Origin of the sequence: Ferruginibacter yonginensis, from assembly GCF_042651465.1 — a bacterium.
Lineage (GTDB): Bacteria > Bacteroidota > Bacteroidia > Chitinophagales > Chitinophagaceae > Ferruginibacter > Ferruginibacter yonginensis.
Genome location: NZ_JBHSCZ010000002.1, coordinates 791,156 through 804,474, shown reverse-complemented (window position 1 = coordinate 804,474; position 13,319 = coordinate 791,156). Strand labels below are relative to the sequence as shown.

Sequence of the window (13,319 nt, the reverse complement as noted above, 5' to 3'; positions counted from 1 at the left end):
ATTTAGCAGCGTATTATTTTAATTGAAGCACCTTTACAGCTTACCAAAAGTTGATCTTATAAAGTATTTTTAACTGAAATCGACTACCCAATAAAAAATATTAGCAGTTAAATGACATTTTTTGAAAATTTCCCTTACCTTTGCACTCCAAAATAAGAATAGATATGGACGCAGTAGCATTTGTACACGAACAATTAACCACTATACCAACACTTCCTACTTTTAAGGCAGGTGATAACGTAACTGTTAACTACAAAATTGTAGAAGGTACTAAAGAGCGTATTCAAAGCTTTAAAGGTGATGTTATTAAACGTCAAGGTACTGGTTCTACCGCTACTTTTACTGTACGTAAAATAAGCGATGGCGTAGGTGTTGAGCGCCTATTCCCTGTATTTTCACCAAACATCGAAAGTATTGTTTTAAACAAAGTTGGTCGTGTAAGAAGGGCTAAATTGTATTTCTTACGTGAAAGAAGTGGTAAAAGTGCTCGTATTAAAGAAAAAAGAATGGCTGTTGGTCTTAAAAAAGGTAAAGCCTAATTCATATACAAATGATTGTAAAAAGCGAAACTTAATGGTTTCGCTTTTTTTATTTTTATTTAATAGTGATGTAATTAAAGTTAATACCCCGTTAAACGAAATAATAATCAACAAATCAAAGTTGCACTCGTATAAAATCATTTATCTTTACACTTTAAAAAAATAGTTATGGTACAACATATTTTCAACAACGTATTGTTATTGTCTATGCCAGGCGGTAGCGAATGGATTTTAATCATCTTAGTAGTATTGTTAATGTTTGGTGGTAAAAAAATACCAGAATTAATGAGAGGTGTGGGTAAAGGCATGAGAGAATTTAATGATGCTAAAAACAATGTAAAAAGTGAAATTGAAGAAGGCATGAGAGAAAAAGACAGACAACCCATGTCAACTGCTGATGAAATTAGATTACAAGAATTAAAATTGCAACAATTAAGAGAAGAGCAAGCACTTAAAAACTCTTAATATTATTTAAAATATTGATGGCCGAAAAATAGGACAAGCGCCTGTTTTTCGGCCTTTTTATTGGTTTCAATTACCTTTACAATATGTTTTCATTTTCAACTATACAGCAATACCACCAACAACTTAATGCAGCAGAAATAAGCTGCGAAGCGGTGGTACAGCACTATCTTACCCAAATAAAACAACAGCAACACCTTAATGCATTTATTGAAGTGTACGAAACTGAGGCTTTACAAAAAGCACAACAATTAGATGCGTTACGTAAAGCCGGTACGCCACTCAAAAAGTTACATGGTGTTGTAATCGCTATTAAAGATGTTATTTGTTACGCAGGTCATAAAGTATCAGCTGCATCTAACATCTTACAAAATTTTGAATCGTTATACACTGCTACTGCATTACAATTTTTAATTGATGAAGATGCCATCATCATTGGCAACTGTAATTGCGACGAATTTGCGATGGGTAGCACCAACGAAAATTCATATTATGGAAAAGTGCTTAATGCATTAGATCATACAAAAGTACCCGGAGGTTCATCTGGCGGTAGCGCTGTGGCAGTACAAGCTGGTATGTGTATGCTTTCATTGGGGAGCGATACGGGTGGCTCTGTTCGCCAACCAGCCGACTTTTGTGGTATTATTGGTTTAAAGCCTAGCTATGGTGCAATTTCAAGGTATGGGTTAATTGCCTACGCCTCATCGTTTGACCAAATAGGCATTTTTGGAACAACCGTACAAGATGTTGCTTTACTATTTAGCATTATGCACCAGCCAGATGTAATGGATAGTACGATGCTGCAAACCACCACCGCTTTTAATTTTGAGCCGCATCATCCCCAAAAGAAATACAAATTTGCTTTTCTTCAACCAACTTTACAAACAAAAGGTATTGACGTTGAAATTGCTGGTGCCATAACATCATTACAAGTTCAATTACATCAAGGCAACCATTTAACTGATGTTATTGATTTTGAATACCTCGATTATATTGTACCAGCCTATTATGTACTCACCACAGCCGAAGCTAGTAGTAACTTAAGTAGGTATGATGGTATTCGGTATGGCCATCAATCAGCTTTACCTGCAGCCAACCTTAATGAATTTTACCTTCATAATAGAACAGAAGGATTTGGCGACGAAGTAAAAAAACGAATAATGTTGGGCACATTTGTACTAAGTACCGGGTATTATGATGCCTTTTACAATAAAGCACAAAAAATAAGACGCTTGTTAGTTGATCAAGTAACCAAAATATTTGAAACCTACGATGCCATTATTTTGCCTGTATGTCCTACAACGGCCTTCAATATTGGCCAAAATGATAAAGACCCTATTGCCACATATTTAGCTGATATTTTTACGGTATTTGCTAATTTAACGGGCTTACCAGCTTTGGCGGTACCATTATTTTCACACAGTAATAACATGCCGTTTGGGGTACAAATACTCACTAATAAAAACCATGAAGTAATTTTGCACCAAATTGCAGATATGCTCATGAGCGAATATAAAATAACGGCTGTTTAAAATTAATGCTGAAAACCATCGTCATATCAACCTTGTTATGTGTAGCTGTTTTTATAAACGGTAATGCACAAAAAACTATAGCGCAAGATAGTACCCTACTACCTTTAAATGATACCACTTTAGAAAAGGTAGAAGATAATATAATTGATGAAATTGTTGAAACGAGAAGCGTACCTAAAAAAGACAAAGTACAGTACTTTAGTCAATTAACCCGTTATGGATTAAAAAACTTGTTCCCTGCTTACGGCTACAATGCTGCCATGCCCTATTCGCAACAGGTAAACCCTAATGCAGAAAAATATATGCAAGATTATTTACGCCTACACAGTAAATATTTAACCAATATGAAAAGTTGGTGCTTGCCCTATTTTAATTTGATTGATAATATTTTTACCCAATACGGATTGCCGAAAGAATTAAAATACTTAGCTGTAATTGAAAGTAATTTAAAAACCACCGCTACCAGTTGGGTTGGAGCTGGAGGGCCTTGGCAATTTATGCCCTACACTGCTCGTCAATTTGGTTTGGTGGTAAATGGTGTAACAGATGATAGAAGAGATTATTTTAAAAGTACCCATGCAGCAGCCCGTTATTTATTAATGCTGTATAAGCAAATGCACGATTGGTTATTGGTGATTGCAGCCTACAATGGCGGGCCTGGTAGGGTGTACAGTGCTATACAAAAAAGTGGTAGTCGAAATTTTTGGGCATTGCAATATTATTTGCCTGAAGAAAGTCGCAACCATGTAAAAAAGTTTATTGCCACACACTATATTATGGAAGCAGGTGGTAACACCAATACATTTAACAACACAGGTTTTGGTATGAGCGGCTCAGGCGGCAGTGCCTTAAACCCTTATAATAACAAACCAACCATTTCAATTGAAGAAATGGAACAAGCCGAAACAGCAACCATTACAGGTAAATACAGCTCTGTTGTAATAGCAAAAAATATTGCAATGGATATTGTATCGTTTAACCGTTATAACCCTTTGTTTGATAACCAAATTGCAGCCAATGGTAGGTACGAATTGATTTTACCAAGCGATAAAATGACGCAGTTTATTACCAAAAAATACCAGATACTAAATGAATCAGTACAGTTGATGTTAGGCGATGCTGATGTGCCAGATAATGCAACAGTTTACCCAAGTTTAAAAACACCAACGGGTACAAAAAAGAAAACTAAAAATTAAATTATTGTAGTACTTGTAACAAAGCGGCTGCTTTAGCCATACATTCATCGTACTCTGCTGCTGCATCACAATAATAAGTAATGCCACTTCCAGCAAAAAAAGATACTTGTTGCATTGCTTCGTTGTAAAATAAGCTCCTTATTACAACGTTAAAATCAAAATCACCATCAGGAGTAATATAACCTAGTGCACCAGAAAACAAACCCCTTTGTGTTAATTCTGTATTTTCAATAATTTCCATTACTCGTTTTTTGGGTGCTCCAGTCATTGAGCCCATCGGGTAACATACTGCTAAGGCTTTTGCAAAATGTGAGGGGTTTTGTAAGGTACATTCAATGGTACTAATCATTTGATGCACTTGCGGAAAGCTGTAAATACCGAATAACTCTGTAACTTTTACCGATGCTTTGGTACTTACTTGGCTCATATCATTACGTACCAAATCAACCACCATTACATTTTCACTTTGCTCTTTTTTACTGTTGCGTAATGTGGTTTTATTTTGATGATCTTCATCAAAATTACTACTACGCTTTGCTGTACCTTTTATGGGTTGTGATTGTAATAATGAACCTTGCTTTTTTAAAAATCTTTCAGGGCTTGCACACAAACAATATTGTTGATTTAATTTATAAAAGGCCCCAAAGGGTGCTGCTGAAATTGCAGTAAGTTTTTGATAGGCTGTAATGGCATTAAAGGAGGTAACATTACCCAAAAACTCCATACAAAAATTGGCTTCGTAACAATCGCCACGTTGTATATGTGCTTTTATTTGTTCAATTTTTTGGATATAAGCTTGCTTGCTAAGCTGATGGGTTAAGGTGAAAGATGTGGCGGTTGTATCATTAAACACTGGCGTTTGCAAAATTTCAGCAATAATTTTTTCTGATGGTTCAATAGATTGTAAAACCGTTATTTGTGCTTTATCATCTAATCGAATTACTGAAACTGGCTCAAACAAAAAGCCATCACCAAATGATGTATTTAAAACGTTATTAGTTGAGTATGCATTGCCAGCTGCATTGTAACCCAAATGGCCAAACAGCCAACCTGGGCCTGCATTATAAAATTGCTGTAAAGCATCAAAACGGTGTGCTGCTTTAAATTCAAACGAACGTTTTACACCAACAGCCAATAAACATTCAAATGCTGATGTTTGGTGTTGGTAACCATTGTTATCTAATAAACAAAAAATGTTGAACTGGTTAGCCCAGTTCAACATTTTAAATTTTAGCGCTATTACAGCAGCTGTTATTTCAGTATTTTGTTGCAAATGCTTTTAATTAAAAATCATCATCGTCATCATCAAAACCACCACGGCCACCACGGCCACCACCTAAATCATCATCAAACAAATCAAATTCTTTGAACTCATCTAGTTTCAAATCATCATCATCATCTTTCGATTTTTTTGTAGCGCCTTTTTTTGCTTTTGATGGTGGTAAATCAAACTCTTCAAAGTCAGGATCCCAATCATCATCGTCATCTGCTTTTTCCCAATCATCAGCAACATCAATATCATCATCATCGTCATCATCTGCTACTACTTTCTTTCCTTTGCCTTTTGCGGCTTTTGTAGGTTTAATTTCATCGAAGTCATCATCTTCTAAATCATCATCTTCATCAATACTTTTTGCTTTGCTAGCTTTTGATTTTGATGTGCCTTTTTCTGGTACAACTTTTTTTGTTGTTGCTTTTTTTCCAGTATCTTTTTTCAGTGCCATTGTATCAAAATTATATTTGTAAAATTTCAACGGTAATTTTAATTCGCCAAATATTTTGCGTTCTTTTTTTTATAAAATTTTAAATAGTTACCAATTGTTCTCTTCCTGGGCCGTTACTTATATATTTTACCGGAACATTTAAATAATTATTGAGGTAATCAATATATGTTTTCATTTCAGCTGGCATGCTATCAAAAGTTGTTGACTGTGTAATATCAGTATACCAACCTTTAAAAGAATGTAATACTGGTGTAATGTTCAATTTATTCATTTGAAAAGGCACCTGCTTGGTTTCAACACCATTTACATTATATGCGTTACACACTTGCAAAGTATCTAAACCATCTAAAATATCAGCTTTTGTCATTACAATTTGCGTAACCCCATTAATCATACAAGCAAAATGTAAAGCTACTAAATCAATCCAGCCGCAGCGGCGTGGGCGCCCTGTAGTGCTACCAAATTCGTTACCAGTATTTCTTAAAAAATCGCCTGTTGCATCGTGTAATTCTGTAGGGAATGGGCCGCTACCAACCCTTGTACAATAAGCTTTTGTAATACCAATAATTTCTTTTATTTTTTGTGGCGCTATACCTAAGCCAGAGCATACACCTGCTGAAATAGTATTACTGCTCGTAACAAACGGGAATGTACCAAAATCAACATCTAACATACTGCCTTGTGCTCCTTCTGCCAATACTCTTTTACCTGCAGCAATTTGTTCATTGATGAAATACTCACCATTTACAATTTTTAATTCTTTTAAAAATTCTAATGCTTCAAAAAACTCTTCTTCCCAAGCACTAATATCTTCTTGAAAATTAAAACTATCTAACAACCGTTGGTGTTTCAAACGAAGTTTTATGTATTGTGTAGTAAAACTTTTATCTAACAAATCGCCAACTCGTAAGCCGTTACGACCGGTTTTATCCATGTATGCCGGTCCAATACCTTTTAAAGTACTTCCTATTTTTTCTGACCCTTTTGCTAACTCACTAGCTTTATCAAGGGCCCTATGTGTAGGCAAAATTAAATGTGTACGTTCACTGATGTACAAATTTTTTCTGTAATCAAAACCTAAAGCAGCTACTGCATCACACTCTTTTTTAAGTGTTACAGCATCTAACACAACCCCATTACCAATAAGGTTGATTTTATCGGTATGAAAAATGCCACTCGGTATTTGGTGCAATACAATTTTTGTATTGTTTACATACAAAGTATGGCCAGCATTTGGGCCACCTTGAAAACGAGCCACTACATCGTAGTCTTTTGCAAAAAAATCAACAATTTTTCCTTTCCCTTCATCGCCCCATTGCAAGCCCAAAATAACATCAACCATTGTAATTTGTTTAAATAATAATGTATAAAAAAAATAAAATGTCAAATTGGGGCGGTCAACAACTATACCATTCATCAGCCTCAGTTCGGGCTATTCGCTGCAATATTTTTAACCGATGGTTTTAAAAATATTTACGCTACTATCCCGGAGCCCTTGTGCGTTTTTGCAAGAATTAACCCATCATTTTTTTTAAATTTTGGGGCAATTGTATGCTTGTGGGCGTAAAAGTAAAATGAAAAAAAACAATAAACTAAAATAATGTGAACCAATAAAAAAATAACTCATTAAATTAATAAAATGAAAGTAAAATATTGAGCAATCTATTCAAAAAAAAGCCCTTCTCAAATATTGAAAAGGGTTACAAAAATTGATTTTTGGGGTTACGCTACTTTAAGCATACTTAACTTACTGGTACTAAACTTACGTTGTGCATACTCAAGGGTAACATCAAAACTTTTGAGTTTTTGGCTCGGCATTTCATACATAGCATCCGTTAAAATACTTTCGCAAATACTACGTAAACCTCTTGCGCCAAGTTTATATTCTAAGGCTTTTTCAACCATAAAATCTAGTACAGCAGGCTCAAATTTTAAAGCAATACCTTCAATTTCAAACAATTTAGTAAACTGTTTTACCAAACTATTTTTAGGCTCCGTTAAAATATTTTTTAGTGTTGGTGCATCTAAAGGGTTGAGGTAGGTAACCACAGGCAATCTGCCTAATAACTCTGGTATTAAACCAAAGTTTTTTAAATCTGGTGCACTTATATATTGTAATAAATTATCTTCTTGAAACTGTTGTAAATCTTTATTTACATTAAAACCAATGGCATTGGTATTAACCCTACGAGCAATTATTTTATCAACACCACTAAAAGCACCGCCACAAATAAATAAAATATTTTGGGTGTTTACCTTTACCAATTTTTGCTCAGGGTGTTTGCGGCCGCCTTGTGGTGGTACGAGCACTTCGCTACCCTCAAGTAATTTCAATAATCCTTGTTGTACGCCTTCGCCACTAACATCTCTTGTAATACTAGGGTTATCACTTTTACGAGCAACCTTATCAATTTCATCAATAAAAACAATACCTTTTTCAGCTGCTGCAACATCGTAATTACAAGCCTGTAACAACCTACTCAGCATGCTTTCCACATCTTCACCTACATAACCAGCTTCAGTAAACACGGTAGCATCAACAATTGCGAAAGGCACATTCAACATACGAGCAATGGTTTTGGCCAATAAGGTTTTACCTGTACCCGTTTCGCCTACCATAATGATGTTACTTTTCTCTATTTCAACGTCATTTTCTGTTTTTTGGTTAAGTCTTTTGTAGTGATTGTATACCGCAACAGCTAATATTTTTTTAGCATCATCTTGGCCAATTACGTATTCATCTAAAAACTTTTTAATTTCTTGTGGTTTTCTAATGGTAAGTTTATAGTTAGAGGTAGCCTTTGTTTCAGGTGCTAAACCAACTTCTTGACCTATAATTTCTTTAGCATGCTCAACACAGTTTTCGCATATATGCCCATCTTGTCCTGCAATTAAAATTTTAACCTCATCTCTACTTCTGCCACAAAAAGAACAATGAAGTATCGGTGTTTTTGCCATGTTATTTGTATTTAAACGCTGTATTTTTCAATTTGCAAAGATACGTGGTAGTTTTAGTAAGTATGACAAATACTTTCATTTGAAAGTTGCATGGTATATGAATGGCTTTTCAATTTCTTACGAAATAAGTCACACAATAGCCTCTATTTCATAATTACATTATAACCCTATATTTGCAGCCGAAAAAATTAAAGTGAATGATGAGGTATTATACTTTTATACTTGGGACTATATTTTTTTTGATTTGTAATGTTACTTACGCTCAAACAAATACATCACTCGACCCTGTTACGGTTACATCAGCAATTAGTCCTACCAAAGTTTCAAAAACTGGTAGAAATATTACAGTGCTAGATGGAAAGTTATTTACACAATTGCCTGTACATAATATTGATGATTTATTAAAATACATACCCGGTATTGAGGTACAAGCAAGAGGACCATTAGGTGCACAAGGCGATATTATTATTAGAGGTAGTACATTTCAACAAGTATTGCTCATTATTGATGGTATTAGGCTCAACGACCCTTTAACAGGGCATTTTAATAGTTATATACCCATTGCCGTTGCTGAAATAGAACGTGTAGAAATTTTAAAAGGTGCATCATCAGCCATTTACGGTACTGAAGCGGTTGGTGGTGTTATTCATGTAATTACCAAATCATTCGCATCATTAAAAAAGAAACAACAATTTCAAACACAAACTACATTGGGCGAATATGGTTTGTTTACTAATAGCATTGGTGGTATTTACGCAACCGAAAAAACGGCTGTTGCTGGTGGTTTTGATACTGAGCAAACAAATGGGCAACAACAAAGAGGTACCAAAGGATTTGTAAATAATATAAGAGCATCATTATCATACAGTACTTTTTTAAATAAACATTTAAAACTAAGTATTAGGCAAGCATACGACAGTAGAGATTTTAGCGCCCAAAACTTTTATACTACTTTTAGAAGTGATACAGCAATTGAAAGAGTGAACAGTTCTTGGAGTCATTTAAAATTAGCGTTCAATAAAAACAATCATGTACTTACATTAGATGTTGGTTATAAAAAAGCTGATGATTATTATCTATTTTCAAAAGCATCATTACCTAACCAAAATAAAGCTTCATTATTACAAGCATTGGCAACTTTCCAACGTAACCTATTTAAGCAAACTACTTTGCTAGTAGGCGCAAATGCAATTCAAAAAAAAATACGTTCAAACGACCGTGGCAACCACCAAGTAAACCAAATGGCATTGTTTACTACACTTACACAAAAAATTGGTACACATATAAATATCAATACAGCTTTAAGGGCTGATTATAATACTGCTGCAAAAAAATTATATATTGTACCACAACTAAATGCATCGTACCAACAAAATAATTTTCAATTAAGAGGTAGTATTGGAACAACTATTAGAGATGCTGACTTTACAGAACGTTACAACAATTATGGCAAAGCTTTGGTACGCAGTGGTAGTTTAGGCAACCCTGACCTTCAAGCGGAAACCTCTTTAAGTTATGAACTAGGGGCTGATTATTTTATTGGAAAGCCCCTTAAAATAGCTGCATCTGTATTTGAAAGAAAACAACAAGATGTAATTGATTACATACCCACAGCGTATGCTGATATTCCACGTAAAATAAATATTATTCCCAGTGGCACTTATGCTTTGGCAAAAAATGTTTCAACTGTAAACACAAAGGGAGCTGAGGTTGATGTTACGCTGCAACAAAACTTTCATCAACATTTTATTACAGCAACTTTAGGTTGGATTATTTTAACAACAAATACCAGCGAAGCTGTTCCATCATTTTATATTAATTCGCATGCAACACTTTTAACCAATTTTTCAGTTTTTTACCAATACAAATCATTTAGTATTGCTGCGAACGGTATTTATAAAAAACGACCACAACGCAGTGGCAGTGCGTTTTATACTGCTGTTGATAAAGATTATTTTTTAATGAATGCTAAAGCAGCTGTTAGTTTTTGTCAAAAAAAATGGAGTGTATTCGGTGAAATTGATAATGTGTTCAACAGAAAATATGTTGATATTTTAGGTACACAAATGCCTAGCAGGTGGTTAATGGGTGGTGTACAATGGCGATTTCAAAAAAATTAATTTATTGTTTTGTTCAATAAAAAATGCGCTTCAAAATGAAGCGCATTTTTTATTGAATTTTATAAGATTATAATTTAGTAATTACAGCATCCACTATACCGTAAGCCACTGATTCGTTGGCATCCATCCAATAATCACGGTCAAAATCTTTCATAATTTGTGCCTTTGTTTTACCGCAATTATCTGCCAAAATTTGGGCACCCATTTCTTTTACTTTTTGCATTTGCGTTGCCATAATTTCAAGGTCGGCACTAACACCTTGTCCGCCACCACTTGGTTGGTGAATCATTACTTCTCCGTTAGGAAAAATAAAGCGTTTGCCTTTTTCGCCGCCACTTAATAAAATACTACCCATACTTGCTGCCATACCCATACACACTGTACTTACAGGCGACGATATCATTTGCATAGTGTCATAAATAACCATACCGCTAGTAACTACACCACCAGGGCTGTTGATATAAAAAGTAATTTCTTTACCAGGGTCAATAGCTTCTAAGTACATTAAACGATTGGTAATATCTTTTGCACTTTTATCATCTACTGGGCCCCATAAAAATATTTTACGTTGCTCAATAAATTTTTTGTCAAACTGCCAGCCTGACATCATTTTCTCCATCGGACTTTCGGGCAGTTCTTTTGGAGCTTCTTCCTCATCATCTAAACGAATACCTGAATTATATAAACGCATATCTCTAATTGTTTTAATGTTTAATGTTGTTGTGCAAAAGCAAAAATTAATCTTTTTTTGCTTTACGTGGGTTGGTTAACAAAACTTCATCAACCAAACCATATTCTTTGGCTTCAATTGCCGTCAACCATTTATCTCTTTGGCAATCTTCAGCAATACGTTCAATTGTTTGACCGCTGTGTAAAGAAATAACGCTGTATAACTCATGCTTTACCTTCTTCACTTCGTTAACGGTTATTTCAACGTCACTAGCTTGCCCCATAGCACCTGCACTTGGTTGGTGCATCATAATACGGCTATGCTTCAATGCAGTACGTTTACCTTTTGCACCAGCACACATTAACACTTGGCCCATACTTGCCGCCATACCTGTACAAATAGTAGCAATATCTGGTGTAATAAACTGCATGGTATCATACATACCCAAGCCAGCATACACACTACCACCCGGACAGTTTACATACATTTGAATATCCCTAAAACGATCGGTACTTTCTAAAAATAATAATTGCGCTGTTACAATGTTAGCTACTTCATCATTAATTGGGTAGCCCAAAAATATGATACGGTCCATCATCAACCTACTATAAACATCCATTACTGCTACGTTCATAGGACGTTCTTCAATAATATTGGGTGTGAGGTTCGTTACATTGTGTTTTATATAGCCATCGAGTGTGTTACTACTAATGCCTTTATGCTTTACAGCATACTTTTCAAACTCTTGTCCAAAATTCATGGTTTATAAATTATGTTAGCAAATATCGTTGAATTGACTGTATTATTAGTTCAATATTAGGGAATTAGTCAAAAACTATTCCTTTACAATAACCATGACATATTAACACAAAAAAGCCCCCAAAAATGGAGGCTGTACAATATCTTTTGCTGTAATAGCTAGATTATATGCTATTTTTTTGAACCATGCTCATCAGAAACAGTAAGTTTATGACGACCTTTTGCCCTGCGGCTAGCCAATACTTTACGGCCATTTGCAGTTGACATACGCTCACGGAAACCATGTACTGATTTTCTACGACGTTTGTGGGGTTGGTAAGTTCTTTTTTTTCCTGGCATTGTTAAATGTTTTTCCTTTTACAAAAATTGTTTAAGCATTCTCATCAGCAAGGCACCATCCCCGCCGCTTGTGAAAGGATGGCAAAAGTAGGAAAATAATTTCAATCCATCAGCTAATTTTAAATCAAATTAGATTTTTACCTGCGTTGAAACAATTGTTTCACCAAAAAAAACTGACGCATGGTTGTCAAAATCTATTGTATTACCTGTTGTAAAAAACTTTCTTTCGCCATTTTTAGAACAATGAGCATCAATTTCAGGATGCTTTTGTAGATATTGAACCAAACTTTCTGCAACAATATTACCTTGTGAAAGTACCGTAACGTGTTGGGGTGTATATGTTTTTATTTTATTGATTAACAACGGATAATGTGTACAAGCTAAGAGTAAACAATCAATTGAAGCATCTTTTTGAAGTAAATTATTTACATGGTATTGTACGGGGCCATCTGCCATTGGTGTATTATATGCACCTGATTCCACCAAATCAACCCAAGCTGGCGAAGCTTCTTGCGCAACAACTATTTGAGGATGCAGTTTCTTAATTTCTAATAAATAGGAGGCTGATTGTACTGTACCATTGGTAGCTAAAATACCTACATGGTTGGTTTTGGTATATTGATTTATTACTTCTGATGTAGGCCTAATAACCCCCAATACCCTTTTATGTGGTGCTAAATGTGGTAAATCATTTTGTTGTATGGTTCGCAATGCTTTCGCTGATGCAGTATTACATGCTAATATAACAAGATGACAACCTTGGTTAAAAAACCATTGTACAGCTTGTAAAGTATACTTATATACGGTATCAAAATCAAGAGGACCATAAGGAGCCCTTGCATTATCACCTAAATACATAAAATCGTATGATGGTAATAATGCGGCAATTTCTTTTAAAACGGTTAATCCTCCATAACCACTATCAAATACACCAATATATTGTTGTTGCTGTTGCATCATCTCATCAAAAATAAAGAGGATAATGGTATAAATAAAATCCCAGTCGATGATCGACTGGGA

At 34.8% G+C, this 13,319-nt stretch carries 13 protein-coding genes; 5 read left to right on the top strand and 8 right to left on the bottom strand.

What is annotated here, in order from left to right; all coding sequences use genetic code 11:
* The first annotated feature begins 164 nt into the window (after positions 1–164).
* From rplS to ACFOWM_RS10720, 4 genes are all read left to right on the top strand, one after another.
* Positions 165–539, top strand: a complete 375-nt coding sequence (gene rplS / locus ACFOWM_RS10735) for a 50S ribosomal protein L19 (RefSeq protein ID WP_379709801.1) — start codon at positions 165–167, stop codon at positions 537–539.
* Positions 540–707: 168 nt separating this feature from the next.
* A complete protein-coding gene (locus ACFOWM_RS10730) occupies positions 708–1,004 on the top strand; it encodes a Sec-independent protein translocase subunit TatA/TatB (RefSeq protein ID WP_379709799.1) in 297 nt (98 codons plus the stop codon).
* A gap of 83 nt (positions 1,005–1,087) precedes the next feature.
* Positions 1,088–2,533, top strand: coding sequence for an Asp-tRNA(Asn)/Glu-tRNA(Gln) amidotransferase subunit GatA (gene gatA, locus ACFOWM_RS10725; protein WP_379709797.1), 1,446 nt, complete (start codon positions 1,088–1,090; stop codon positions 2,531–2,533).
* 5 nt (positions 2,534–2,538) lie between these two features.
* The gene (locus tag ACFOWM_RS10720) at positions 2,539–3,729 is read left to right on the top strand and encodes a lytic transglycosylase domain-containing protein (RefSeq protein ID WP_379709795.1); all 1,191 of its coding nucleotides are present in this window, start codon (positions 2,539–2,541) and stop codon (positions 3,727–3,729) included.
* A gap of 1 nt (position 3,730) precedes the next feature.
* Here ACFOWM_RS10720 and ACFOWM_RS10715 read toward each other — a convergent pair whose 3' ends face one another.
* The 4 genes from ACFOWM_RS10715 to clpX form a co-directional block, all read right to left on the bottom strand.
* The gene (locus ACFOWM_RS10715) at positions 3,731–5,002 is read right to left on the bottom strand and encodes an anthranilate synthase component I family protein (RefSeq protein ID WP_379709792.1); all 1,272 of its coding nucleotides are present in this window, start codon (positions 5,000–5,002) and stop codon (positions 3,731–3,733) included.
* 10 nt (positions 5,003–5,012) lie between these two features.
* Positions 5,013–5,453 (bottom strand): hypothetical protein, encoded by a 441-nt coding sequence (locus tag ACFOWM_RS10710; RefSeq protein ID WP_379709789.1) that lies wholly within the window; start codon positions 5,451–5,453, stop codon positions 5,013–5,015.
* A 79-nt stretch (positions 5,454–5,532) separates the two neighbouring features.
* Positions 5,533–6,795, bottom strand: coding sequence for an adenylosuccinate synthase (locus ACFOWM_RS10705; RefSeq protein WP_379709787.1), 1,263 nt, complete (start codon positions 6,793–6,795; stop codon positions 5,533–5,535).
* Positions 6,796–7,175: 380 nt separating this feature from the next.
* Positions 7,176–8,411, bottom strand: coding sequence for an ATP-dependent Clp protease ATP-binding subunit ClpX (gene clpX / locus ACFOWM_RS10700; RefSeq protein WP_379709784.1), 1,236 nt, complete (start codon positions 8,409–8,411; stop codon positions 7,176–7,178).
* A 197-nt stretch (positions 8,412–8,608) separates the two neighbouring features.
* On the opposite strand from clpX, the gene ACFOWM_RS10695 reads away from it, so the two are divergent.
* Positions 8,609–10,531 carry a TonB-dependent receptor plug domain-containing protein gene (locus ACFOWM_RS10695; protein WP_379709782.1) on the top strand — a complete coding sequence of 641 codons (1,923 nt, stop codon included), beginning with the start codon at positions 8,609–8,611 and terminating at the stop codon, positions 10,529–10,531.
* Positions 10,532–10,598: 67 nt separating this feature from the next.
* Here ACFOWM_RS10695 and ACFOWM_RS10690 read toward each other — a convergent pair whose 3' ends face one another.
* From ACFOWM_RS10690 to murI, 4 genes are all read right to left on the bottom strand, one after another.
* The gene (locus ACFOWM_RS10690) at positions 10,599–11,222 is read right to left on the bottom strand and encodes a ClpP family protease (RefSeq protein WP_379709780.1); all 624 of its coding nucleotides are present in this window, start codon (positions 11,220–11,222) and stop codon (positions 10,599–10,601) included.
* 46 nt (positions 11,223–11,268) lie between these two features.
* On the bottom strand, positions 11,269–11,961 hold the full coding sequence (locus ACFOWM_RS10685; protein ID WP_379709778.1) for a ClpP family protease: 693 nt from the start codon (positions 11,959–11,961) through the stop codon (positions 11,269–11,271).
* Positions 11,962–12,131: 170 nt separating this feature from the next.
* The gene (rpmH, locus tag ACFOWM_RS10680; protein ID WP_379709776.1) at positions 12,132–12,299 is read right to left on the bottom strand and encodes a 50S ribosomal protein L34; all 168 of its coding nucleotides are present in this window, start codon (positions 12,297–12,299) and stop codon (positions 12,132–12,134) included.
* Between the two features lie 129 nt (positions 12,300–12,428).
* The gene (gene murI / locus ACFOWM_RS10675) at positions 12,429–13,259 is read right to left on the bottom strand and encodes a glutamate racemase (RefSeq protein ID WP_379709774.1); all 831 of its coding nucleotides are present in this window, start codon (positions 13,257–13,259) and stop codon (positions 12,429–12,431) included.
* Between the last annotated feature and the right edge of the window lie 60 nt (positions 13,260–13,319).

What these genes read in the sequence shown, in the direction of transcription:
- rplS (WP_379709801.1), top strand. Translation starts at nt 165, where the DNA reads ATGGACGCAGTAGCATTTGTACACGAACAATTAACCACTATACCAACA.
- ACFOWM_RS10730 (WP_379709799.1), top strand. Translation starts at nt 708, where the DNA reads ATGGTACAACATATTTTCAACAACGTATTGTTATTGTCTATGCCAGGC.
- gatA (WP_379709797.1), top strand. Translation starts at nt 1,088, where the DNA reads ATGTTTTCATTTTCAACTATACAGCAATACCACCAACAACTTAATGCA.
- ACFOWM_RS10720 (WP_379709795.1), top strand. Translation starts at nt 2,539, where the DNA reads ATGCTGAAAACCATCGTCATATCAACCTTGTTATGTGTAGCTGTTTTT.
- ACFOWM_RS10710 (WP_379709789.1), bottom strand. Translation starts at nt 5,453, where the DNA reads ATGGCACTGAAAAAAGATACTGGAAAAAAAGCAACAACAAAAAAAGTT.
- ACFOWM_RS10705 (WP_379709787.1), bottom strand. Translation starts at nt 6,795, where the DNA reads ATGGTTGATGTTATTTTGGGCTTGCAATGGGGCGATGAAGGGAAAGGA.
- clpX (WP_379709784.1), bottom strand. Translation starts at nt 8,411, where the DNA reads ATGGCAAAAACACCGATACTTCATTGTTCTTTTTGTGGCAGAAGTAGA.
- ACFOWM_RS10695 (WP_379709782.1), top strand. Translation starts at nt 8,609, where the DNA reads ATGATGAGGTATTATACTTTTATACTTGGGACTATATTTTTTTTGATT.
- ACFOWM_RS10690 (WP_379709780.1), bottom strand. Translation starts at nt 11,222, where the DNA reads ATGCGTTTATATAATTCAGGTATTCGTTTAGATGATGAGGAAGAAGCT.
- ACFOWM_RS10685 (WP_379709778.1), bottom strand. Translation starts at nt 11,961, where the DNA reads ATGAATTTTGGACAAGAGTTTGAAAAGTATGCTGTAAAGCATAAAGGC.
- rpmH (WP_379709776.1), bottom strand. Translation starts at nt 12,299, where the DNA reads ATGCCAGGAAAAAAAAGAACTTACCAACCCCACAAACGTCGTAGAAAA.
- murI (WP_379709774.1), bottom strand. Translation starts at nt 13,259, where the DNA reads ATGATGCAACAGCAACAACAATATATTGGTGTATTTGATAGTGGTTAT.